The organism is Dolichospermum lemmermannii CS-548, assembly GCF_028330815.1.
GTDB lineage: Bacteria > Cyanobacteriota > Cyanobacteriia > Cyanobacteriales > Nostocaceae > Dolichospermum > Dolichospermum lemmermannii.
The window spans coordinates 39,641-62,745 of sequence record NZ_JAQMTJ010000294.1; the positions used below are offsets into that span (position 1 = coordinate 39,641).

Here is a 23,105-nt window from a genome sequence, read left to right on the forward strand (position 1 = left end):
TTTTTTTTACGCGACTATTGGCATGATTAAAATAGGCTATTGCTTATTTTGCCTTTCTATTAGCAATAAAAAATTTGTATCCAAGATACACTAACACTGCCAACATCGCTAGACTAATAACAGAAGCAACTAGAGCAAATACTGTTTGCACCATCCAAACAGTTAACAACATGACAATACCTGTGACTGCCAGCTTTTTAATTGTTGATAAACTATTAAACCAATTTCTGGATCTTTGTAAATACAAGTTCCATTGAGAAAACCCTGTCAGAGGTGTCTGTGCTTCTGGTTGCGGAGGATTAACACCAGCAGATTTAATTTCTGCTGCTAGATTTTGGAGACGACGCTGCAAATCTTCTTCTGGTTGAGAGTTCATAAATTTTTATTGATCATGATCAATGAATTTAAGGGGATGTGGAAACCCCATCTTCAACGAAGTAAGATGGGGTAGTTCATGACTGAAAAACCCTATGATAGCAGGTACAATTTTGCAGAATGGAAAATATACCATCCTCCAGGAAATAGGGCGGGGCGGATTTGGTGTTACCTTTAAAGCTATGCACCACTATTTAGGTCAAGAAGTGGTGATGAAAACTATCAATGAGAGGTTGCGACAAGATCCCGATTTCCCTAAGTTCCAGCGCCAATTTCAAGATGAAGCTAAAAGATTAGCCGCTTGTGTTCATCCTCATATTGTCCGGGTAAGTGACTTTTTTGAGGAAGATAGTTTACCTTATATGGTGATGGAATACATTCGCGGAGACACCTTAGGTGCAGCATTTGTTTTACCAGGAATACCCCTACCAGAAGCTACAGCCATTCATTATATCCGTCAAATAGGCGCAGCATTGCAGGTTGTACATAATAATGGTTTATTGCACCGAGATATTAAACCAGATAATATTATTTTGCGTCAAGGAACGCAGGAAGTAGTGCTAATTGATTTTGGCATTGCTAGAGAATTTAATAACGGGGCAAAACAGACACATACAGGTTTAGTCAGTGAAGGTTATGCACCCATTGAACAGTATCTAACCCAAGCACAACGAACAGCAGCTACAGATGTTTATGGTTTAGCAGCGACTTTATATGCACTGTTAACTGCACAAGTTCCTATACCTGCATTACTGCGAGATCGGGAAAAAATGCCCTCTCCCCGTGAATTACAACCTCATCTGAGTGGGGCTGTGAATCAAGCAGTTAGCCGAGGAATGGCTGTAGAACCTCAGTTTCGTCCGACAACAGTAGCAGAATGGCTGCAACTACTACCGGGAAATGGGCTAAATGTGACATCATCAACTTTAGCGACTCAAGCAGTACAGACTATTAATTTATCGGATTTAAAATCCAAAAATTTCCTCAAAAAAGCTACTCCCCGTCCTATTGCTACACCACCAAAAGTCGCAAATACAGGCAAAAAAGCAGGTGTATCGAAGGGAATTGTGAGCATTAGTATTGCCTTAATTGCCGCTACGGCAGGTTTTAGTATGACGCGGATATTATCAAAACCTAATTTACAATCATCACCTAAACCAGTTATTAAACAATCTACTTCCGAATCTATTCCACCCAAACCTGTCGTGGAAATATCACCATCATCTCCAAATCAAAAAATTCAAAATTCCTCTTTTAATGAATCTGTACCACTGAGAGTCAGGAGAAAACGCAAAAATACTCCTGTTTCCCCAGAACCAACCCCTACTAATAATAGTAGTGATGAAGAAAAAGCCCCTGAGAATAACAACTCTCAGCCCACTCCAACCCCGAATACTACAATTAATAAATCAACACCGGTTGTGACTTCTTCACCATCCTTAATGGATACCCTGCGTGACGCTAAAGAATCCCAGAAAGCTTCTCCACCTGCAGAAAATACTGCACCGGAATCTAATCCCGTAGTCACTCCACCCCAGGAATCTCAACCAGAAAATTCTTCGGCTGTAGTAGTTCCAACTGTAGAAATAAACCAAAATCAAGTGCCGGAAAGTCCGCAGCAAAAGGAAGAAAAGCCGCAATAATCATTATTTGCATCAACGGAGAGGGGGGGATTCGAACCCCCGTTGAGTTTCCCCAAAACGCATTTCGAGTGCGTCACCATCAACCACTCGGACACCTCTCCAACATCAACTGTGAAATAAAAACTTCACGAGTAGTTTGTCAAGATAAAAATGATGGACTGTACTGTAAGCGTCTCGATCACGCGGGCAAGATGCCTGTACTGTAAGCGTCTCGATCACGCGGGCAAGATGCCTGTACTGTAAGCGTCTCGATCACGCGGGCAAGATGCCCGCACTACCAAAAACCCGTCAAAATAAATTTGACAGACTACTAGCATCAGCAAGAATTATAACACAACCTATTGAAAATATCAAACTTTGCGTCTTTGCTCCTTTGTGCCTACCCGGCGGGATCTCTCTTAGAGATTGCGCGAAACATAAATTCATTTAACTTAATCGTCCATAACGGGCTGTCATCACAGTTTCGGGATGAGATTGATTATATAACCAAGCCCACATTTGATCACCAAAAGAAAAATGCCACCATTCTCTAGGATTGCGTTGAAATCCAGCTTTTAACATTACATCCCGTAATAATTGCCGGTTAGTATTATAGCCTTGATGACTATGAATATAATAGTCTGGATGCGATCGCTCGGACATCTCATCAATGGGTGAACCCATATCCACAATTACCCCAACATCATTGACTAGAGTAATATCCACCGCAGCCCCCGTACTGTGGGGAGGAGGGGTTTTCATATCTAAACTGGGTACAGCCCAAATTTCATAAACCGCTGTCCATACATCTTCCCGTTGCTGGGGTAATAATTCCTTTTCCGTCAAACCCCGTTCTCGCAACGCTTCCCCAAAGCTGTAATCTACCATAAATTGCTGGACAGCCACAGGCCGATAAGCATCGAATATTTGAATAGACCAATGGGGATGTAGTAATTGTAAATGATTTTGCGCCTGAATTAAATTTTCAACAACACTTTGACGCAAGTAATAAGGTGAATTTCCGCCATAATTAGCACCTAACTTTTGATAAGGGTGAGGAGATGCCACCGCAAACAATTCCAGAGGAATTTTAACTAAAGGTTCACCACATTCAATAATGGGGATTTGGTAATAAGGTCGCATTATGAACTACCCCTGGCTAACTTCGTTTGAGCCAGGGGTTTCTACATCCCCTAGCGGAGCCTGAGATTTTTGACGCTTCGCACGACCCAGTTGCTTCATACTTCCAGCGTTCTTGCGTTTGCTGGTGTTTGAAGTAGAGCTAGAATCATCCACGTCTGAGAGGCTAGTACCGCAGGGCGGAATTAAAAATTAAAAATTAAAAATTAAAAAGCAGATGGTATAAGCTTTTCAGGGATTTTTAATGGTTGCTTAACTTACGCCGTATTGTACTAGTACATCACGGCGTAAATAAAGCAACCATATTCAAAGCTTTGGCACTCATGTTTTTGACTTGTAATTTTTCAGTAACTACCGTGCTATTACCGCTGATTATTCGTGTAGTTTCTTGGTGAACAAAGTTCTGACGTTGGTTAGCAACTTTTCTCGAAAGTTTACTAACTAACTTCTGAACTTTCTTCCACCTTCTAGAAGCCTTAACTTTCTTTTTGACCCTTCGGCTTCGCTCAGGGTCAACAGTGAGCGAAGCCGAACTGTTGAAATTAGGAGAACGTTTTCGACGTTTCGACTTACCTAATTGCTGATTCTTTTTTTCAGATGACCGGAAAAAACGAGGTGCAGGTACTAAACCATTTTCTTCACCATTTGTCCAAGCAATTGCATCATTACAACCTAAATCAATTGCCATAACACCATTATCAGTTTTGCGGCTATTCTTTAACAAAATATCATCAATTTCTAAGACGATGGAAGCATACCATTGACCATTGCGGTTAACGATATCCAAAGCTTTAGGATGCCCCCAAAGTCTAGCTTGACCTCGCATTTTAATTTGACCAATCTTTGACAATTCTAAATAGCCGTTATCACCTGTACTGTGTACTTTCCAGCCTGTAAAAGATGGATAAGTCCAACCAGAATAATGACGGATTGGCTTGAATCTAGGGTACTTCCCTAGTCCCTTAAAAAACCTTTGAAAAGCAAAATCAACCCGTTTTAATGTGGCTTGTAATGCTTGGGAATTAATTACTTTATATTCTATCCAGACTTCTTTGAAATCCGGTAAACAATTCTGTTGCTCAAGGTAAGAAACAGATTTACCAAACCTTTTATATGAAGTAATCCGATTGGATATAGCAGCGTTGTACAAATCTTTATGAAGTTGGCGGTGGTAGTGCAACATTTCATTGACTTGTTTATTAGGATATAGTCGGAAAGTCGCTCTCCGTAACGCCATTAACTATTACCTCCATCCTCTTTGATAATATACTACTATTATATAATCCAAGAGCTTAGGTTGTCAATGAAAATGATAGATAAAAAACATCAAGAATGGCAACAACGAAATGCCGATAAAACTAGGGCTTATCCGGCTAAGTATGAAGCATCAAGAGTCAAGGTTAGTGTTACTCTCAAGAAAGAGATAGCTGAACAAATAGACAAAATAAAACCACGGTTACAGACTTATGGCGGCTAGATACGCGAATTAGTCGAGAAATACATTGATAATTTGGAATAAATAAAATATAGTTGTCAAAAACTCAACTATCCTCAAAATTCTTTTACTTACAGTAAAAAACATTTTCAGGATGTTTCGTTATTGACTTGCTTACATCCCCACCCTATGAGTACATTGAGGGTGGGGATGTAAGCAAAACTGTCACGCTTGTGAAATTCTATGTTTTCAACCTTTGACTCTATGAGACTCTGCGCCTGGAGCGTGTTAGCGAAGCGAGGGGAAGCCCGATAAAATCATATTCTGAATCAGAAATTCCCAAAAAACTATCCGTGTAATCCAGTAATCCCTTAAATCCGTGTTCACTCTTCATGCTGACAACAAGATTTTTCTTTCACATCTGGAACAGGATCATAACCTCCTGGATGAAAAGGATGACAGCGTAAAATCCGCATGATAGCCATCCAACTACCCCGAAATACCCCAAACCGTTCAATAGCTTGAATTGCATACATGGAACAAGTAGGTTGAAAGCGACAAGTCGGGGGAAACAGGGGAGAAATAAAGAAGCGATAACCCTTAATTAGCCAAATCAATAATATTTTCATGTCCAAAGCTCATAAAGTAGAATTAAAGTTAAAAATACCTCTATTCCCTCATTGTTTAACACATTCCTCAGCTTAGAAAACCTTTCCCCATTGTCGCTGCAAATTGCCCCCGCTGCGGCTTGGGTAGGATTAATTATCTGCATTGCTTGGGTAGTTAGTCGTTTTACTGATAGTGAACCGGAAATCATTCGTAAAATCGTGCATATTGGCACAGGTAACGTAATTTTAATTGCTTGGTGGTTAGATATTCCCTCTTTTGTGGGAATTACTGCGGCAATTTTTGCGGGTATTATCACCTTGTTATCTTATCAATTCCCTATTCTTCCTGGTATTAATAGTGTCGGTCGTCAAAGTTTAGGAACATTTTTCTATGCTGTGAGTATAGGTGTTTTAGTGGGTATTTTTTGGTATTTACACCAACCCCAATATGCTGTTTTAGGAATTATGACTATGGCTTGGGGAGATGGATTAGCTGCTTTAATTGGGAAACGGTTTGGTAAACATAAATATGTGGTTTTTGGTTCTCAAAAAAGCTGGGAAGGTTCTTTAACAGTGACTTTAATTAGTTATTTTATTTGTGTAACTCTTTTACTGGTTACTCAAGGTAATATTTGGCAAACTTGGATGGTTTCCTTAATTGTCGCCGTAATCGCCACGATTTTAGAAGCCTTTTCTTTTTTGGGCATAGATAATTTAACAGTTCCTATCGGTAGTGCTACCTGTGCTTATTTGTTAAATCAGTTACTCTCTAATTACTGAATAATTCCTGATCTAGCAAAATGATTTTTCTGAAATTAGAGATATCTAAAAACATAGATATTTAATTTTCTGTTGAGTAGAAATCCGAATAAATTCATATATTCAGAGTTTTCTGTAAAAACAACAAATATACATTGTGCAGATTTTATGTGAGCTAGGATTAATCTTTTAATAATACTATTCTAGTAATTAAAAACTATTTTGTCTCTACTTTTAGAGGTAAATTTGCAAACTTTATTTTCTACCCGTAGGTTTATGAATTCTTAGGCAACAATGCTTATAGTTGAGTTGTTAGGTGATGGAACACCTAATTACGTAAGTGAGGCTAATAATTGTGTTAAATCAAATCAACGCATCCGATTTAATTGTTGCTTTATCTGATCAGCAACAAGAAATAGTGACTGGTGGGGCTGACTTTGAACTAGCTGCTAGTAACTATGCTAACAAAGGATCACTTTTAATGGGAACAAGTGTCTCCGGTCCTCAAGGTAGTAGTGCTAACTCCGCAGGTAAGTCTAATACCATATTGACTGCGGGACAAGATTTCTTAGGTTTAGGTGCAGACCTTCCTGCTGGTGTAGGGGCTTTAGGTCCAGCAGTGCTACCAACTGATGCTGCAATTACAGCCCCAGTCGCAGCTCCTGGACCTAGAGCTGCAATTGGAACATTAGGTGCAACTGGTACGGTTATTCAGTAAATACGGGACTCTAAGCCTATAATTTGCCCAATGTCAAAGCAGCACTAAACTAGTACACTGCGGCGTAAGTGAATGAACCATTTTTAAGCCTTGCAATCAGTCAAATTTTCGCAGCTTTTAATGGTCATTTTATTTACGCCGTGTTGTACTAGTACCGCAGAGTGGTATTGAAAATTAAGAATTAAAAACTAAAAAAGCAAATTACACCAGCTTTTTAAGGATTTTTAATGGTTACTTATTTTCGCCACTCTGCACTGCTAGTCAACAACTTTTTTAGACAACAAAGGGGGTCAGAGGAGATGACAATAACTTGCTCAACGTAAGTGAGGACTTTGAGAAAGTTTGATTCTTCTCCCCCATTTTCTTCACGCTTAATCCGCATCGAAGATTTGAGAAGGATAATTCCCACAACTAGGGCATAACCATCTCTACCCCCTTCACTAAATTATAACCGATGATCAAATTAATTTTCACAATGTGAATAGAGAAATTTAATTGTTTTTATTGCTGTCAATTTATTACCTAAGATAGTTACTTTTCGGCTGCATGATAGTAGTAATTTCTATCTTAGGTGAGACTATTTTAGTCCTAATCAAAGGTGTAATACCGTGAACTCCTTACAGAGTCAAAATAACAATTCTCACTATAATTTAAATAACTTGACTACAAAGGATTTGCATATACTAGAAGCTAATGAGTTTCTCCCCCATATCGGTAAATGGATTCATATCGGTGGGGGGGTAATGATTAGTATGTTTGTAGTGGCTGTGAGTCTTACTTCTGTCCTCTATTACAACATCACAGTTAAAGTCCCTGCAACTATCCGACCATTGGGAGAATTACGGTTAGTTGAATCTGGCATGACGGGAACTGTGAAAAGAATTGTCGTTAAAGAAGATCAGCTAGTAAATAAGGGAGAAATAATTGCTTATATTGATGACTCCCAACTGCAATCTCAAAAAAGACAACTGCAAAATACTATCCAGCAAAGTCAATTACAACTTATTCAAATTGATGCTCAAATTAATCAGGTCAATACTCAAATAATTTCTCAAACCAACTTAAATGAGCGGACAATTATAGCTGTACAAGCTGAATTGGCTGGAACTAAGCGCAACTATAACGATCAGCAAATTAAAGCTGGTGCGGAAATGACACAAGCTAAAATAGCGATAAATTTAGCAAATGAGCAACTAGCAAGATTACAAAAAGAAAGGGTATTAATAGCTACTGTAGAAGAAGCAGAAGCAGCATTAAAACTGGCTACTTTACAGCGCGATCGCTTACAGAGTATAGTTACATCAGGAGCAATATCTCGCAATTTAGTTGAAGAAAAAGAACAAGCTGTTAAATCGGCTCAAGCCAAATTGGAACAAGCTAAATCTAGCACTAAAAATCTCCAAGAAGAAAAAGAACAAGCTGTTAAATTAGCCCAAGTCAACTTACAAAAAGCCAAAATTGCCGTTAATCCCAGTAATGCAAATGTGACAATTGCCTTAGAAAGAATTAGGCAGGAAAAAGCCAGAGGTGAAAACAATTTAGCCGCTTTAAAAAAAGAACGAGAAACATTAATTCAGCAACGGTTAGAATTACAAAAACAACAGATTCGCACTCATCAAGAATTACAACAGTTAGACAATGAGTTAAATAAAAGTGTGATTCGTTCCCCAGCTAATGGCACACTCATGCAGCTCAAACTTCGCAATCCTGGACAGGTTGTACAACTCAGTGAAGCTCTTGCTCAAATTGCTCCTGTGGATGCTCCTTTAATCATTAAAGCTCAAGTTTCTGCTAAAGATATTGACAAAGTAAAACCTGGACAAATAGTACAAATGCAGGTTTCAGCTTGTCCCTATCCAGACTATGGAACTCTCAAGGGAATTGTAAAAACAATTGGAGCAGATGTCCTAGCAATTCCCCAAAATAATTCAATTATTAGCACACCCCAGGTAGCTACTTATCAAATAAATATTGAACCACAAAATCTATTTTTAGCAAAAGGAAATCATGTATGTGATCTCAAATCTGGTATGGAAGGACGCGCGGACATTATTTCTCGTCAAGAAACTATCATGCAATTTATTCTCAGAAAAAGTAAATTAATCACCAATTTATAAATAAGGATTGAGGTTTGGTTAAGTAATAGCACAACCCGACAAAACAGCACAATAGAACAAAGACTTGCATAAAGTTGGGTTTCCTATCGTCAACTCAACCTACTAAACTTTTTTGGATAATTATGTTCAATATCTTTAAAAATCATCAAAATTATCAGTGTACTTTACAGTTAAGTGAAGAAGACTGTGGGGCAGCTTGTTTAGTTTCTATTACCAAGCACTATGGACGCTTTTTAAGCATGATTAAAAGCCGAGAAGCTGTGGGGACTGGACAATTAGGAACAACATTATTAGGTTTAAAACGAGGTTCAGAAAATCTTGGTTTCAATGCTAGAGCGGTCAAAGCTTCTCCAGAAATCATAGACAGAATTACAGAAATTACATTACCTGCAATTATCCATTGGCAAGGCTATCATTGGGTGGTTTTATATGGTAAAAAAGGCAAAAAATACGTTATTGCCGATCCGGCTGTGGGACTTCGTTATCTGACCAAAGAAGAATTAACCAATGCTTGGAATGGCGTAATGCTCTTATTAGAGCCAGATTCAGACCGCTTTTTTGAACAACCCCAAGAACAATCAAAAGGTGGTATCACGCGGTTTTTTTACCGGATTTTACCATTTCGTGGTTTATTAACTCAGGTTTTAATGATTAATATTGTCCTGGGTTTACTAGCTTTAGGAACTCCTGTTTTAATTCAATTATTGACAGATGATGTTCTCGTGCGTGGAGATGTGCAATTACTCACTGTTGTAGTTTCCGCAGTCATAGTTATGAGTTTATTTAGTGGAGGTTTACAAGTATTTCAAGCCTTAATGATTTCTCATTTTGGGCAAAGATTACAATTGGGTTTAGTCTTGGAATTTGGTCGTAAACTACTGCAATTACCCTTAAATTATTATGAATCTCGTCGCAGTGGGGAAATTACTAGCCGACTGCGAGATATTGGCGAAATTAACCAATTAGTATCCCAGATTGTGATTGTTTTACCCAGCCAATTTTTTATTGCTGTGATTTCTTTTTGCTTAATGTTATTTTATAGCTGGCAATTAACAATAGCAGTTTTATTAATTGCTGCTTTTATGACTTTATCAACCTTACCTTTTTTACCAATTCTTCAGCAAAAAACCCGCAGCCTCTTAGTTTTAGGAGCAGAAAATCAAGGTGTTTTAGTCGAAACATTTAAGGGCGCACAGGTAATTAAAACTACAAATGCTGCTCCTCAATTTTGGGATGAGTTTCAAAGTCGGTTTGGTCGTCTAGCAAATCTGGCTTTTAGTACGGTTCAAATAGCAATTATCAACGGGACTATTGCTAAAATTATATCTACAATTGGTGGTGTTATCTTGTTAGGATTGGGGAGTATGTTAGTAATTAAAGGCAATTTAAGCATTGGACAAATGTTAGCTTTTAATACTTTGCAAGTCAATGTTTTAGCTTTAATCAACTCATTAGTTGGCTTTGTTGATGAATATTTTCGTTCCCAAACAGCAGTTTCTCGATTATTAGAAGTTATTGATGCGACACCGGAAGTGGTGGGAGGAAGTCAAAAGCCAACTGCACAAATTTCTAGTGTGGCAGATATTAATTGCTCTCATCTTCAATTTCATCACGCAGGTAGAATTGACTTGTTAGATGATTTTTCTCTTCAGCTTCCTGGAGGAAAAACTATTGCTTTAATTGGTAAATCTGGCTGTGGTAAAAGCACTTTAGCTAAATTATTAGCTGGTTTATATGTCCCAGATTCTGGTAATATTCGCATTGGTTTTTTTAATATCCAAGATATTGCTTTAGATTGTTACCGACAGCAAGTAGTTTATGTTCCCCAAGAACCTCATTTTTGGAGTCGGACAATTTTGGAAAACTTCCGTTTAGGTACACCTAATATTTCTTTTGAAGACATAGTTCAAGCTTGTGATATTGCTGATGCAGATGGTTTTATCAGTCAATTACCGAATAAATATCAAACCGTATTAGGGGAGTTTGGTGCAAATCTTTCTGGGGGACAAAGACAAAGATTAGCGATCGCTCGCGGAATTCTCACAAATCCACCTATACTCATTTTAGATGAAGCTACCGCCGGACTAGACCCCATGAGTGAAGCTCATGTTCTAGATCGGCTTTTGGAACATCGTACAGGTAAAACCACAATTTTAATTACCCATCGTCCTAGCGTCATTCATCGTGCTAATTGGATTGTTCTCATCGAAAAAGGTCAAGTACAAATTCAAGGGACTCCGCAGACATTCCTCTCAAAACCCGGAGAGCATTTACAGTTTTTAACTGTATAAATGAATATTGTCAAAGTTTTTATTTTCCTATTCTTTAGCCAAACCTAATTACTTATGTAAGGAGTAATAATATGCCGAAAAATACTCAATTATTTAGATATCTTTCCGATACAGAACAAGAATCTGTAGTTGGTGGGCAAATATTTCCCATGTTAGGTTTATTCAGTGAAGGTAAATTATTCTTCCAAAAAACTGATTTAGAAACTGAAGGAAAAAGTGATTTAAAACTCGCCTCAGGTGACTCTAACTCACAAACTAGCAAATATAAATTATCCCAAATTACTATGGCACTTTCTTTTACTTTTGGGTTAATAACTATTAGTTCTAGCGCTGATAAGTTAAGTAATTTATTTTCATAACATAGCCAGATTTAAATTTAAATATTTTCTTGTAGGGACAGCTTTATTTTCTGCTCTACATTTTTTTGTCTGAGTTAATAAATAACTATTGATTTTTAAATTGGTAGTTTGGTTTATTTTTAATGATTAAAAAAGTCCAACTCCGCAGTGGGAATTAGACTATAAATTGATTAACAAAGAACTGAAAACTCGATGAAAATCTATGGTTTATTAAGGTAGACCAGTAACTCTTACATTGATAGTAGCTGGATAACTTCTACCACCGTAGCGAAACCTACCATTAGCCCTTATTGTTCCTTCTTTACCTCCAGATATAAGTTGTTGTTCCTCTGTAGATAAATCAAAAAGTAAATCAGATTGAATCGTATTAACTGACATCACTCTGCTTCATTCTTAACACTGATTTAATTAGCATTAGCTGGTAAACCAGTTAACAATTCAAATATAACATTCATGCAGAAGTGTTGAATGTTAAGATTTTGAGGATTGTGTCCAAGTTGTGCATTGGTATTGGTGATACCAAATTTGATCAATTAATGACTCTATTCTCAATAGACAATGAATTTTACCTGGGTAAAACGCAAAGATTGTAAAGTTTTATTGCAGGATTCAACACTTGTGACATTCATGTATGAGAAAATCATGCTTCTAAAGTTAGATAATATATCTATTTTGCATTGTCATTATAAATATATAATATCAACACTTAATATAGGAATAATGTTCACGAAAAACGCATTTTTTATGGAATTAACTATAATTTAGTTCAGCTAAAAGTATGAGATGGTAATTCATACTTTTAGTTCGTTTATTTATAACTTCAGGAGAATTTAATTCTCTCACAATAGATTTATAAATAGAAGATAGGATCGCACATAGATAATACTTTCGTTTATTTAAGTGTGTAAACTCCAACTATTTATTGAGGCTAATAATCATGTCAAATCAAGTCATTCAATCTAATTTACTTGTCGAATTATCCACCGAAGAACAGGAATTTTTATCTGGAGGAAGGAAAAAATGTTACAAGAAATGCTATTGGGTTTGTCCGAAATCTGACGATAGAGATAGAGATAGAGATGGAGGTCGTGGTGATAATGAAAATATGAGTGAGGAAGAATGATACAGCTAATCTCATCAACTCGGCAATTATTCAGTAGAGTTTAATAAATATATAGCTTCCTCAAAAATTGATTATTTTTGAGGGAGTTTCTTGTAACAGAGAAATATTAAATATTTATTTATAAATACTGTGATGATTTTGATGTATTTATACTTTCAATCATTAAAAATTAATATATAAATCAAAAGATAGAAATTATGATTATTAATTTCTAACTAGGGAATCATTAAAAATATTCAGATAAAGCTTATAAAAGGATTAGAACTGAATCATATCGATCCTATTAACTAACGGAGGCTAATAATCATGTTTAATCAGAATACCAAATTTGAATTATTTGTAGAACTATCCGCAGAAGAACAACAACTTTTATCTGGGGGATGTTACCAATCACCTCCTCCTTCTTGTAAACCTAAAAAACAAAAATGTGGTTGCGACTCCCAAAAATATGATCAATATCCAGCTTCTGAAAGGGATGAGAACTATCCTGAATCGAACTCTATGCCAAATTGTTAATACTCTTTTTTAGTGGGTAAAGTCTATAGACTGAGCTATTCTTAATAGTCTTAGTTTTCTAACCTTGTAGTTATAGGGTGAGGAGAAATTTTCAGATAACTTGCTTGATATCAAATATCAACAGTATCTTATGCCAAAATTCGGGCGTAACTTTCTCCTCTCACCTTTTTTTACATGGCACTTTAAAATTGCCATAGCCTATCTATAGTTAGAAAATAAACTTATTTATGTGAATCAAAAGATATAAATTATAAACTAATATTTATAACTATAGAATCATTAAATTAGTGATAAATATCTTTATAAAAGAAGCATGGTTGTCCGAAGCCTAATAAAAATTAATTGAGGTTAACAATTATTATGTCAAACCAAAATATTCCATCTCAAAATATTCCATCTGATTTAGTTGTAGAACTATCCATAGAAGAACAACAGCTTCTATCTGGTCGTGGTGGTGGCTGGGGATCCCCCCGCCGTCGCTGGGGTGGTGGTTGGGGCTGGAGACCCCGCCGTCGCTGGTAATAAGTTAGCCCAATTCATTTATATTTTAATACTCATATAGCTCATTCAAAAATAATCAGTTTTTGAGTGAGTTTTTTGAACAGACAAAAATTAAATATATATACGTCAAACAATGGAAATTCTAATTATTAGTTTATAACCATAGAATGATTACATTGATCGAAAATACCTTTATAAACTAAGCATGGGCAAATGCTCAAGTTATAGATATCTTAGCTACTCCCAGAGAAGGCGAAAAACTTAAACTTCCCTCAGCGATTGACCCGCATAAAAAGTTAGTTGCTGAGATTAAATCTGAATCCGCCTGGTATTACGAAGTTAGCAAAAATGTCCCTCAGAAGGCGTTAGCTGATTTACGCCAAGCATGGGATAGGTGTTTTAAAAAGACAGTTCCTTTTAGGAACTACGGTCAGAAACGGTAAGTTCTACCGAGATAGCCTGTGGAGCGGACAAACCTCTTAGAAGTCATTCTAAGACCGTGATTAAACAGGAAATAAACACTAGGATTATCGCTGTCCAGATGTGTCTAGACTTTGGTAATTTTGGGTAAGTTTTATAGAACGGATAGATTGATATTGATCAATAATCCAATCCTGTAAAATAGGATTAACTAAATCAGGAGCTTCATCTTGAGGACAATGTCCCACACCTTCTAAAGGAATAAACTTTTGAACTTGGGGAAAATTGGCTAACTCTTGGCCTAAATCAATAGCTTCCCAAGGGTCAGCCGTTCCCCATAAAATAATTACCGGACAAGATAATCTAGGTAATAAGTCTTCCGGTAAAGGACCACTAGAATAAGCAGTGAACGCCAAAAATACAGCAGCAGCCCCAGGATCTTTTGCTGGTATCATCAAAATGTCAACTAACTCATCTGTCACCGTTTCCCCGTTAGCATAAGCCTGTAAAAGAATCTTTTTAACTGTTTGTGGTTGAGCTAGGCGATTGAAAAAGAAATCACCTATTGGTTTAATCGCCAAGAAATTTTGGAGAATTGGCGTACCAAATCGCTTTAGCCAAGGTAAATTTACGCGTTTACGATCATGTAATAACCGCAAAGAACAGTTAAGCAAAGCAGTTCCCAAAGCCATATCCGGGTTAATTACCGCCGCTTGCATAGCCACAATACAACCAATAGAATTACCTACTAAAAATGCAGGTTCACCTACCACTTCCCGACAAAAATCTGCTACTTGTTGTCCCCAAGTTTCTAGGGTATAACTAATTTTTTCCCCTGGTGTGGGTTTAGCTGAACCACCAAAGCCAATTAAATCAATCGCATAAACTCGGCAATTTGCCGCTAAGGCTGGAATGTTTTTGCGCCAATGTAACCATGACGCACCAAAACCATGAATCAAGATCACAGCAGGTCCAGTAGTACCTTGAGTTTGGTAACAAATAGAGAAATCTTGCCAAATCCAGGTTTTTGGAGAAGTTTTCATGGTAAATGCAATATTAATAAATGAAAGTTTTTGCCGAGCGTCATCAGTTAAATTTCCGTTCTATAAAACTTACCCAAAATTACCAAAGTCTAGACACATCTGGACAGCGATAACCTTAGTGCTTATTTCCTGTTTAATCACGGTCTTAGAATGACTTCTAAGAGGTTTGTCCGCTCCACAGGCTATCTCGGTAGAACTTACCGTTTCTGACCGTAGTTCCTAAAAGGAACCGCTACGCTACAGGGATAAAAATATCCGCAAACCATCGGTCAATATTCTTAGCTGCGTTGAGGTCACGATCCTCTGTATGTCCACAATCAGGACAAACATAAACGCGGCTTTTTAATGGCATTTTATGACGATGATTGCCGCAGTTAGAGCATATTTGAGAACTGGGGAAAACCCGATCCACAAGGATTAGTTCACTTGATTCGACCTTCAATGTTGTGCTATGATATCTAGTATATCAGACATATTAGGATTTGGCAATGCCTCGGATTAAATTTAAACCACAAAATCAGGTAGCGTACGATAAATCACCTTTGCAATTTAAGGTTTTACCTGGAGTCAGGGAAAAAATTAAAGCCGTCCCTGACTGGCAGCAACGGTTGAGGGATTTTGTTGATCAACTTATTGAAGACTTGGACAAACAGTAATATATGGATAGTTATGGGTAGGAATTATCAAGCTGTTTCTACCCATAACTATATGTGGGACTCAACTCAAGATGTTACCCGCAGCTTTGGTGTAATTAGTCCACCTACAGCCTTTTTGATAGATAGCGATGGGATTATTCGCTATCAAGGGCAAATAGATGAACACACCCAAACAGCATCAGCACAGGGAGTGGATTATTTAAGAAATGCGATTATACTCAAAACGGTTGGGACATGGACTTTTGTAAAATCACGAAAAACCTAGATTTGTAGGGGTTTAGCATTGCTAAACTCCTACCCGCTTAAATCAAATAATTAAGTTGTGTTGAGTATACTTGTTTATTGCAAGATTAGCAAATACAGCCAGCCCAAACCGAACAAATTGGAACTTTATATAAATAACAGGCAACCTAAATAGAGACAGATAGTCACTGTCCTGCTATCTTAAATTGGAGGCAATTGCAACTTTTTTGATAAAGCAGAACTTCATGGGAACGAATTACCGACGGGTTTTACTTAAACTGAGCGGTGAAGCCTTAATGGGCAACTTGGGCTACGGCATTGATCCAGAAGTGGTCGAGGGAATAGCCAAGGAAATAGGAGAGGTGATAGCCACTGGTGTCCAGGTGGCCATCGTTGTTGGTGGTGGCAATATTTTTCGAGGCATTAAAGCAGCATCAGCAGGTATGGATCGGGCAACCGCTGACTATATCGGCATGATTGCCACAGTCATGAACGCCATGACCCTGCAAGATTCCCTAGAACGGATGGGAATTCAGACAAGGGTACAAACCGCCATTGCTATGCAAGAACTAGCAGAACCATACATTCGCCGTCGTGCCATCCGTCACCTTGAAAAAGGACGGGTGGTAATTTTTGGGGCTGGTTCTGGTAATCCCTTTTTTACCACAGATACGACTGCGGCCTTACGAGCAGCAGAAATTGAAGCAGACGTGATTTTTAAAGCTACTAAAGTAGACGGCATTTACGATGCTGACCCCAAACTCCATCCTGAGGCCAAGCGTTTTATTACTCTTACTTACGCCCACGTTTTGGCTAAAGATTTGCGAGTCATGGATAGTACCGCAATTGCTCTATGTAAAGAAAATAATCTCCCTATTTTAGTATTTGACCTAACGGTGCGAGGTAACATCCACCGGGCAGTCATGGGAGAATCCATTGGCACTCTTGTGGGAGGTTCTTGTGAAATTAGCTGAAGCTGAGAGCATGATGCAAAAAACCGTTGAGTCCACTCAACGGGCTTTTAATACAATTCGTACTGGTCGCGCCAATGCGAGTTTATTGGACAAGGTACAAGTGGAGTATTACGGTACACCAACTTCCCTAAAAGCACTGACAAATATTAGCACACCAGATTCTTCAACCATCCTGATTCAGCCCTACGATAAGGGCAGCTTGAATATCATTGAAAAAGCTATCTCTCTGTCGGATGTAGGCTTAACTCCCAGTAACGACGGTAGTGTGATTCGGTTGAATATTCCCCCTCTAACTAGCGATCGCCGTAAAGAATTTGTCAAACTTGCGGCTAAGTACGCAGAAGAAGGTCGTGTAGCAATTCGCAATATCCGTCGTGATGCTAACGATTCCATTCGCAAACAGGAAAAAAGTGCAGAAATCTCCGAAGATGAATCACGAGATCAACAAGACAAACTCCAAAAACTGACCAACAAGCATACAGAAAAAATCGACCACTTGCTTGTAGAAAAGGAAAAAGAGATCACCACCGTCTAAAAAAGGCAAGAGGTAAAAGGCAAAAGGCAAGAGGATTGTAATTTTTATTTCTCTTTGCCCCCGCTTTCCCTCTTCCTCTATTCTAGAAGTTAGAAGTCACCGAGTCAGGAGTTTGATAAATGTTTCAATTGTATGATTGGAATGACCAATAGTGAATGTTTTCATAATTTTTTATTATGGGGAATAACACTGAATTACAATTATTTACAGGCATTTTAACGGTTATAATGTCAAAATGCAACTATACTTTTTACACTGAACTAGGCAACTTGCAACGCTTTTGTAGGAAGCATTCGGGGTTCTGGTAATACTTGATTTTCTTGAGTAAGCATCTCAACAAAAGCCTCAATTACTTCCTGACCATTTCTAGCAGCTTCTTCGTAAGTTTTACCATGTGTATGAAACTGTTGCCAGGGAAATTCAGGTAAGTGAACTAAAAAAAGTTGATCCTCTTGGGACCATTGAATTACCATGCTGTAGTGATAAATCATTCTTCACCTTCCTTATTTTCTAGTTCTTCCAGCTTTTTCAGCACCCGCTGAATGTTTTTTTCTAAATATAACGGAGCATCATCTCCATCTTTTTCCGGTATATTTAAAATCATAGTCAACTTCCTTTTTTACTCTTAATTTTGGTGAGAATATTACCCAAATTAGAGTAATATTCTTTGTTTAATATTCTACAAATCTATGGCAACTATTCCTCTATTATTCATGTTCTTATCTTTTTGAAAAGATTCTAAAAAAGTATTATAATAGTTAGCACAAGCTGATGCAGGAAAAATTTCACCTCCATAGATTTTCTTTTGTGACAATCTTTTATTCTTACCAGCATCTAATAAGTTTATATCTAAATTAGATATAATGATCATGCTGTTGTCCTGAAGACGTGCATTCATAATTATTTATTGATTATTTCTCCAATTCTCCAAAGAAAAACCAATTACAGTTTGGATTCTGATAAAATCAGTATCAGCAGAAACTAATGTTAATTGATTACGAATTGCTATTGCTGCTATCCAAAGATCATTTTCATCAAAACCTAATTGAGTGATTTTAGTCGTTTGCCGTTTAGTTTTTTGCTTTGGTCCAAATTTGTTAATTAATCCTGCTTTTATTTGTCCATAAATTTTAGCAGTTACATCATCTACATAATAAATTCTAATATCTGCGATAAATTGCTCAATACGAGTTAAATTTTCTTCCTTATAACTAGAATTTTCTGCCATATAAGTTAGCTCACCTACTGTTATGATAGTAGTAGCTATATCGGTTTCTCCAACTTCCTGTATATAATCCAGAACCGTCTGATTTTTCAGAAAAATTAAACTACAATGATTAGTGTCTAAAAGATACATCACTCAAAAGGATTAATACGATTATTAATTTTCACTTTACCTCTAGTTTCAGAGACTAACTTCAGACATTCTTCCAAGTCGTCTCCTACCCACGTACCAGCATGACGTAAAATTGAACGTCCTGAAGCTGGCTTATAGTTAGTTTTTTCTGATAAACTTGTTTCTTGTTTATATTTAATAAATTCCACAAATTCATCAATAAATTTCAAATTTTCTGGTGAAATAGTTAATAAATTTTGTTCGATTTTTTGTCTTAATTCAAGAGAGTTCATAGTCTTGACCTCCTAATTACAATTAATATAATTTTTGATATTGGAATATTTTACAAGTACATCAGACTATAGATAAATAATTTTTATTTACAAAATTTATTTATACAAAATTGTAATCAGACGTTGAGAAAGTTATTTAAAAATTACTTCCTCTCTAATCTCAATATCCAACGCACGTTGAACTTTCAAAATTTTTGTGAAACTAGAATTAGCATATTCATTAGCCTCATCACGTTGCACCTGTTGTTCCTTCACATTTAAAAGTTCTGCTAATTGTCCCTGAGTTAAACCACGAAAAATCCGTGCTTTAATAAGTGCTTCTGGTAATTCTTCTAAAGACTTACATTCCAACCTATCTATTTTCCTTGATTTGAGGTTTTCATATTCCTCCACTTGTTCTAATAGTTCTTCTATTTCACCATTAAGTGAACCTAGATATGATTGATGTCGTAACTTTTCATTTTCATTATCTTGTGGGGGTACTTTTTTTTCCAGATTTTCTACTGCTAATTGAAATTTTTTAATCTGAGCTTTAGTAATCATATATTGGCGTTCATTTAAAATCATAGTCAACTTCCTTTTTTACTCTTAATTTTGGTGAGAATATTACCCAAGTTAGAGTAATATTCTTTGGTTAATTTTCTACAAATCTATTGCAATTATCCCTCTATGATTAAGATTATTGTCTTTTTGAAAATATTCAATAAAAGTTTCATAATCATTGGCATAAAGATAAGCTTGAAAAATTTCACCTCCATAAGTCTTTTTTTGTGCTGATCTTTTATTTCTGCCAGCATCAAATAAATTTATATCTAAAGATTGTAAGATTTTAAAATTTACACTCTTATCATCCCATAGAAGGTCAAAATCGTTTGGATAGGTTTTTCTAGTAACAAAACTACCACCAATATAAATTCGACTACATCCTGCTTGTTTTAATATTTCACTAACTCTTTTCATACCTTCCAAAAGCTGTTGACGACGTTCATTAAAAGCTAGAACATCTTTGATTTCCTCCCAGGTGGAAAGATGAATACCAGCAGGTAAGTTTCCATTTTGCTCGAACTTTGGTACAGTGTACATAAGCGTTCCTTATTAATTAAATTGTACATAAGCGTTCCTGTTTCCTTGGTTTTCTTTATTGGTTTTCTTTACTAGTTTAATGATAACACAATTTTTTTGTTGTGTCTACTCTGATGGAAAATTTACCCATAAAAAAAGCGGGCTAACCGCTTATTAGAAGGTTAACCCGTTTCACTTTGGGAACGCGTTACAGAAATTGTTACTGCAATACCAACTTAACATTGGCATTTTGCAGACCGCGCTGTTTTACTTCAGCCAAAGTCTTGTTAACGGCATATTTTTGATTAATAGAGTTAATCAACTCGGTCTGGTTGTGCTTCTTAGCAACACCCCATAAGTCAGCAATGAGGTCAAAAGAACCGTCACTGTTACGAGACCAACCTAAGTCGTACTCGCCTTCCAATACAGCAACGATGTCGGAACGGAGACGCTGACCATTATAGCCACGAACATCAGCTTCAGTCTTGACGCTGATACCTAAGTCGCGCAAAGAAGACTTGAGAATTTCGGCATCGGTGATCTTGGTACGCAGAGTGCTAAAGTGAGACATTTGGGTTTCCTCCAATAAGAAGATTGATGAGAAAAACGACAACGGTTCTTTTTCAGCGAAGCCGCATTAATTGGGAACGGCTTTTTTCTATCTGTTAGCCTTGTGACTAACCTTTCCCCCCTGACATGGCAGAGGAAAGCTTTTAAAACTCCATGCGCTGATATTCAGCAACAGAGGAGGCTGCGGGTCTAGCACGCTGTCTGGCCCAGTCTCTTAAAGCTGTGACCTGTTCTTGCATCGTTCGTGACAGCGGCAAAGTAGACTTCAATGCAGCAATAATATCTAATTGGGTGAACTCCCGATCTTGGGCGAAGGCTTCATACATAGCCGCCACGACCGCCTGTTCAATTTCTGCCCCGGAAAAGCCGTCGGACATTTTTGCTAGTTGTTCTAGATCAAATCTAGCAATTTCCTCCCGGCGTTTAGTCAGGTGAATACCGAAGATATCCTGACGTTCTTCCGGTGTGGGCAGATCCACAAAGAAAATTTCATCAAAGCGACCTTTCCTCAAAAACTCTCCAGGTAGGCGTTCTACGCGGTTAGCAGTCGCCATGACGAAAACTGGAGATTTCTTTTCCTGCATCCAGGTGAGGAAAGAGCCGAAAATTCTGTTTGATGTCCCCCCATCAGAATCGCCAGAACCACCGCTACCCGCAAAGGATTTATCCAACTCGTCGATAAACAGAATCGTGGGGGAAATTGATTCTGCCGTTTTTAGGGCGTTCCGCAGGTTGGCTTCACTTCGACCCACCATTGAGCCGTCGTAGACCCGCCCCATATCTAATCTCAGAATTGGTAAACCCCATAAACGGGAGGTAGTTTTAGCAATGAGTGACTTACCACAACCAGGAACACCGAGAATTAACATTCCTTTTGGTTGGGGCAACCCGTACTCTCTCGCTCTTTCTGTAAAGGCGTTGGAGCGTTGGGTAAGCCAAGTTTTTAATTCTTCCAAGCCACCCACAGCATCAATGGTTTCATCTTCTTCGATGTACTCCAAGATACCGTTACGGCGGATGAGTTGTTTTTTCTCGGATAAAACGATATCAACTTCATTTTCCGTCAATTGCCCAGTTGTTACCTGTGCTTTGCGGTAGACTTTCTCAGCTTCATCTTTAGTTAGACCTAAAGCGGCTCTGAGTAGCTTTTCTCGCGCCTCGGTTGTCAGCCGTCGTCCACGATTTTGCTCTTGATGGGCGGTTAAAACCTTATTTAACTCAGCCATGTCAGGCAATTGAAAATCTAAAACAACAACTTCTTTTTCTAATTCAATCGGAACTTGTTGCACAGGGGACATTAAGATAATGTTCTTTTGCGTTCCTTTGAAACTAGCGATCGCGTCCCGGAGCGATCTGGTTGTTGCCGGCGCATCAATAAAGGGATGTAAATCTTTAAGAATAAATATACTGGGTTCTTTTTGACGAATAATCCAATCAATGGCTGCTTCGGGAGAAACAGTATTGTGTTGAGTGGTATTCCGAGGTTGACCGTACTCGACGATACCGTGAGTTACTGTCCACACATATACTCGTCTTGGGGGTTTTAAATCTTGGGAGACTTTAAAAATTGACTGCTCTGCCCGCTCTTCCTCGGAGGTCACAAGGTAGATTAAAGGGTATTGAGCTTGAATTAAAATATTGAGCTCTTCTTTCATACTATCGACCTACTTGAGACCTTATAGAGACAGTACCGACCAGCGATCGCATGGCGTTAAGCCAGACTATTAATCATCATTAATTCCTATCTAACAAGGAACTAATTCTTCCTCACCCTTGGGATGGGTTTCTTCTTTTTCTCTACCATCAATGGATAGATGGTCTTGTCCGATGATTCCTGGTTGGTTGCCCAAGTTCACGAGTTCACCATCACGCAGTACGAGTGAAGTTTCACAGGTGGGACAGGAATAAATCCGGTGAGTTCGCCCATGAGCAGACGCTTCTATTTCTTCTACTAATTCTGAGTTGGTCAGGTAGAAACTGAGCGCCCGTTCTGCGAGGTCTGACATGGGTTCTGAGTCAACAGCAGAACGAATTTTAAGTCTTCTGTGCAGTTCCGGTGATAAATATAACGTAACCTTTTGCTTAGTTTGCATACAACTTTCTAGTGGTCTTACCCGGGTATGTATACCACCTTATCGGCTCTTTTCTCAGTTGTCAAGATGGTAAAGCGTTTTAACTGCAATTTTGTTACATTTCGTAATATAACTAGGTTGACTAGGTTTTTTTGTCTGAATCAGGATGTCCAGGATTTAAGGATTTTCAGGATTTTGTCTGAATCAGGATGTCCAGGATTTAAGGATTTTCAGGATTTGTGTTTGGATTTTGATGATTTTGTCTAAAATATATTTCACAAAGAGTACATACCGCTGTGTGATAATCTGGTAAAAATATTATCTGCCGTCGTTTAGC

29 protein-coding genes, 1 tRNA gene and 1 pseudogene are annotated in these 23,105 nt (G+C 37.7%); 14 read left to right on the forward strand and 17 right to left on the reverse strand.

The features are described 5' to 3' along the window. Positions 1-43: 43 nt before the first annotated feature. A complete protein-coding gene (locus PN450_RS20580; RefSeq protein ID WP_213710662.1) occupies positions 44-376 on the reverse strand; it encodes a hypothetical protein in 333 nt (110 codons plus the stop codon). A gap of 94 nt (positions 377-470) precedes the next feature. On the opposite strand from PN450_RS20580, the gene PN450_RS20585 reads away from it, so the two are divergent. After that, positions 471-2,018, forward strand: coding sequence for a protein kinase domain-containing protein (locus PN450_RS20585; RefSeq protein ID WP_148762452.1), 1,548 nt, complete (start codon positions 471-473; stop codon positions 2,016-2,018). A 16-nt stretch (positions 2,019-2,034) separates the two neighbouring features. Here the strand turns inward: PN450_RS20585 and PN450_RS20590 are convergent. From PN450_RS20590 to PN450_RS20600, 3 genes are all read right to left on the reverse strand, one after another. Beyond that, positions 2,035-2,119 (reverse strand) — tRNA-Ser (locus PN450_RS20590). 325 nt (positions 2,120-2,444) lie between these two features. Continuing rightward, positions 2,445-3,140 (reverse strand): M15 family metallopeptidase, encoded by a 696-nt coding sequence (locus PN450_RS20595; RefSeq protein WP_271837398.1) that lies wholly within the window; start codon positions 3,138-3,140, stop codon positions 2,445-2,447. Positions 3,141-3,417: 277 nt separating this feature from the next. After that, on the reverse strand, positions 3,418-4,374 hold the full coding sequence (locus PN450_RS20600; protein ID WP_271837399.1) for an RNA-guided endonuclease InsQ/TnpB family protein: 957 nt from the start codon (positions 4,372-4,374) through the stop codon (positions 3,418-3,420). A 66-nt stretch (positions 4,375-4,440) separates the two neighbouring features. On the opposite strand from PN450_RS20600, the gene PN450_RS20605 reads away from it, so the two are divergent. Then, positions 4,441-4,614, forward strand: a complete 174-nt coding sequence (locus tag PN450_RS20605; RefSeq protein WP_271837400.1) for a hypothetical protein — start codon at positions 4,441-4,443, stop codon at positions 4,612-4,614. A 341-nt stretch (positions 4,615-4,955) separates the two neighbouring features. On the opposite strand, the gene yidD is transcribed toward PN450_RS20605, so the two are convergent. Continuing rightward, a complete protein-coding gene (yidD, locus tag PN450_RS20610) occupies positions 4,956-5,201 on the reverse strand; it encodes a membrane protein insertion efficiency factor YidD (RefSeq protein WP_148762448.1) in 246 nt (81 codons plus the stop codon). A gap of 51 nt (positions 5,202-5,252) precedes the next feature. Here yidD and PN450_RS20615 point away from each other — a divergent pair, with 51 nt between their 5' ends. The 5 genes from PN450_RS20615 (at position 5,253) to PN450_RS20635 (ending at position 11,424) form a co-directional block, all read left to right on the forward strand. Then, positions 5,253-5,960 carry a diacylglycerol/polyprenol kinase family protein gene (locus PN450_RS20615; protein WP_271837401.1) on the forward strand — a complete coding sequence of 236 codons (708 nt, stop codon included), beginning with the start codon at positions 5,253-5,255 and terminating at the stop codon, positions 5,958-5,960. 334 nt (positions 5,961-6,294) lie between these two features. After that, a complete protein-coding gene (locus PN450_RS20620; protein ID WP_271837402.1) occupies positions 6,295-6,657 on the forward strand; it encodes a CTB family bacteriocin in 363 nt (120 codons plus the stop codon). A gap of 608 nt (positions 6,658-7,265) precedes the next feature. Beyond that, entirely contained in the window at positions 7,266-8,774 is a 1,509-nt protein-coding gene (locus PN450_RS20625; RefSeq protein ID WP_271837403.1) for a putative HlyD family type I secretion protein, read from the forward strand. A 122-nt stretch (positions 8,775-8,896) separates the two neighbouring features. Next, the gene (locus PN450_RS20630) at positions 8,897-11,065 is read left to right on the forward strand and encodes a peptidase domain-containing ABC transporter (RefSeq protein ID WP_271837404.1); all 2,169 of its coding nucleotides are present in this window, start codon (positions 8,897-8,899) and stop codon (positions 11,063-11,065) included. 71 nt (positions 11,066-11,136) lie between these two features. Beyond that, positions 11,137-11,424: a hypothetical protein gene (locus tag PN450_RS20635; protein ID WP_271837405.1), complete on the forward strand. Its 288-nt coding sequence runs from the start codon at positions 11,137-11,139 to the stop codon at positions 11,422-11,424. A 210-nt stretch (positions 11,425-11,634) separates the two neighbouring features. Here PN450_RS20635 and PN450_RS20640 read toward each other — a convergent pair whose 3' ends face one another. Next, positions 11,635-11,802: a hypothetical protein gene (locus PN450_RS20640; protein ID WP_168204421.1), complete on the reverse strand. Its 168-nt coding sequence runs from the start codon at positions 11,800-11,802 to the stop codon at positions 11,635-11,637. Between the two features lie 559 nt (positions 11,803-12,361). Here PN450_RS20640 and PN450_RS20645 point away from each other — a divergent pair. From PN450_RS20645 to PN450_RS20655, 3 genes are all read left to right on the forward strand, one after another. Next, complete coding sequence (locus PN450_RS20645; RefSeq protein ID WP_148762441.1) at positions 12,362-12,547, forward strand: hypothetical protein; 186 nt, start codon at positions 12,362-12,364, stop codon at positions 12,545-12,547. A 306-nt stretch (positions 12,548-12,853) separates the two neighbouring features. Then, a complete protein-coding gene (locus PN450_RS20650) occupies positions 12,854-13,063 on the forward strand; it encodes a hypothetical protein (protein WP_271837406.1) in 210 nt (69 codons plus the stop codon). A 360-nt stretch (positions 13,064-13,423) separates the two neighbouring features. Beyond that, positions 13,424-13,585, forward strand: coding sequence for a hypothetical protein (locus tag PN450_RS20655; RefSeq protein WP_271837407.1), 162 nt, complete (start codon positions 13,424-13,426; stop codon positions 13,583-13,585). A 506-nt stretch (positions 13,586-14,091) separates the two neighbouring features. On the opposite strand, the gene PN450_RS20660 is transcribed toward PN450_RS20655, so the two are convergent. Together PN450_RS20660 and PN450_RS20665 are read right to left on the reverse strand one after the other, a co-directional pair. Further along, positions 14,092-15,027, reverse strand: a complete 936-nt coding sequence (locus PN450_RS20660; RefSeq protein WP_271837408.1) for an alpha/beta fold hydrolase — start codon at positions 15,025-15,027, stop codon at positions 14,092-14,094. A gap of 232 nt (positions 15,028-15,259) precedes the next feature. Next, positions 15,260-15,439, reverse strand: a complete 180-nt coding sequence (locus tag PN450_RS20665; protein ID WP_233467018.1) for a transposase — start codon at positions 15,437-15,439, stop codon at positions 15,260-15,262. Between the two features lie 76 nt (positions 15,440-15,515). On the opposite strand from PN450_RS20665, the gene PN450_RS20670 reads away from it, so the two are divergent. The 4 genes and pseudogenes from PN450_RS20670 to frr all read left to right on the forward strand — a co-directional run bounded on the left by PN450_RS20670 (position 15,516) and on the right by frr (position 17,435). Continuing rightward, complete coding sequence (locus tag PN450_RS20670) at positions 15,516-15,683, forward strand: hypothetical protein (protein WP_168204419.1); 168 nt, start codon at positions 15,516-15,518, stop codon at positions 15,681-15,683. A 49-nt stretch (positions 15,684-15,732) separates the two neighbouring features. Further along, positions 15,733-15,897, forward strand: a pseudogene (locus PN450_RS20675) (thioredoxin family protein); the annotation flags it as partial. A gap of 274 nt (positions 15,898-16,171) precedes the next feature. After that, positions 16,172-16,900, forward strand: coding sequence for a UMP kinase (gene pyrH / locus PN450_RS20680; RefSeq protein ID WP_015081365.1), 729 nt, complete (start codon positions 16,172-16,174; stop codon positions 16,898-16,900). Then, positions 16,887-17,435 carry a ribosome recycling factor gene (frr, locus tag PN450_RS20685; RefSeq protein WP_015081366.1) on the forward strand — a complete coding sequence of 183 codons (549 nt, stop codon included), beginning with the start codon at positions 16,887-16,889 and terminating at the stop codon, positions 17,433-17,435. The genes pyrH and frr overlap by 14 nt, the downstream gene beginning before the upstream one ends. A gap of 260 nt (positions 17,436-17,695) precedes the next feature. On the opposite strand, the gene PN450_RS20690 is transcribed toward frr, so the two are convergent. The 9 genes from PN450_RS20690 to PN450_RS20730 all read right to left on the reverse strand — a co-directional run bounded on the left by PN450_RS20690 (position 17,696) and on the right by PN450_RS20730 (position 22,789). Further along, positions 17,696-17,926 carry a type II toxin-antitoxin system HicB family antitoxin gene (locus PN450_RS20690; protein ID WP_271837409.1) on the reverse strand — a complete coding sequence of 77 codons (231 nt, stop codon included), beginning with the start codon at positions 17,924-17,926 and terminating at the stop codon, positions 17,696-17,698. A gap of 188 nt (positions 17,927-18,114) precedes the next feature. Further along, positions 18,115-18,333, reverse strand: coding sequence for a hypothetical protein (locus PN450_RS20695; RefSeq protein WP_271837410.1), 219 nt, complete (start codon positions 18,331-18,333; stop codon positions 18,115-18,117). 6 nt (positions 18,334-18,339) lie between these two features. After that, positions 18,340-18,792, reverse strand: a complete 453-nt coding sequence (locus tag PN450_RS20700) for a type II toxin-antitoxin system VapC family toxin (protein WP_271837411.1) — start codon at positions 18,790-18,792, stop codon at positions 18,340-18,342. After that, positions 18,792-19,064, reverse strand: a complete 273-nt coding sequence (locus PN450_RS20705) for a hypothetical protein (protein WP_027403473.1) — start codon at positions 19,062-19,064, stop codon at positions 18,792-18,794. The genes PN450_RS20700 and PN450_RS20705 overlap by 1 nt, the downstream gene beginning before the upstream one ends. Positions 19,065-19,196: 132 nt before the next feature. Beyond that, positions 19,197-19,631, reverse strand: coding sequence for a helix-turn-helix domain-containing protein (locus tag PN450_RS20710; protein ID WP_190385965.1), 435 nt, complete (start codon positions 19,629-19,631; stop codon positions 19,197-19,199). A 75-nt stretch (positions 19,632-19,706) separates the two neighbouring features. After that, positions 19,707-20,147: a DUF6932 family protein gene (locus tag PN450_RS20715; protein ID WP_271837412.1), complete on the reverse strand. Its 441-nt coding sequence runs from the start codon at positions 20,145-20,147 to the stop codon at positions 19,707-19,709. Positions 20,148-20,346: 199 nt separating this feature from the next. Further along, positions 20,347-20,697, reverse strand: coding sequence for a DUF1257 domain-containing protein (locus PN450_RS20720; protein WP_015081375.1), 351 nt, complete (start codon positions 20,695-20,697; stop codon positions 20,347-20,349). Positions 20,698-20,839: 142 nt separating this feature from the next. Further along, a complete protein-coding gene (gene ycf46, locus PN450_RS20725) occupies positions 20,840-22,351 on the reverse strand; it encodes a stress-responsive protein Ycf46 (RefSeq protein WP_271837413.1) in 1,512 nt (503 codons plus the stop codon). 90 nt (positions 22,352-22,441) lie between these two features. Beyond that, positions 22,442-22,789, reverse strand: a complete 348-nt coding sequence (locus PN450_RS20730; RefSeq protein ID WP_015081377.1) for a slr0373 family blue light stress response protein — start codon at positions 22,787-22,789, stop codon at positions 22,442-22,444. Between the last annotated feature and the right edge of the window lie 316 nt (positions 22,790-23,105).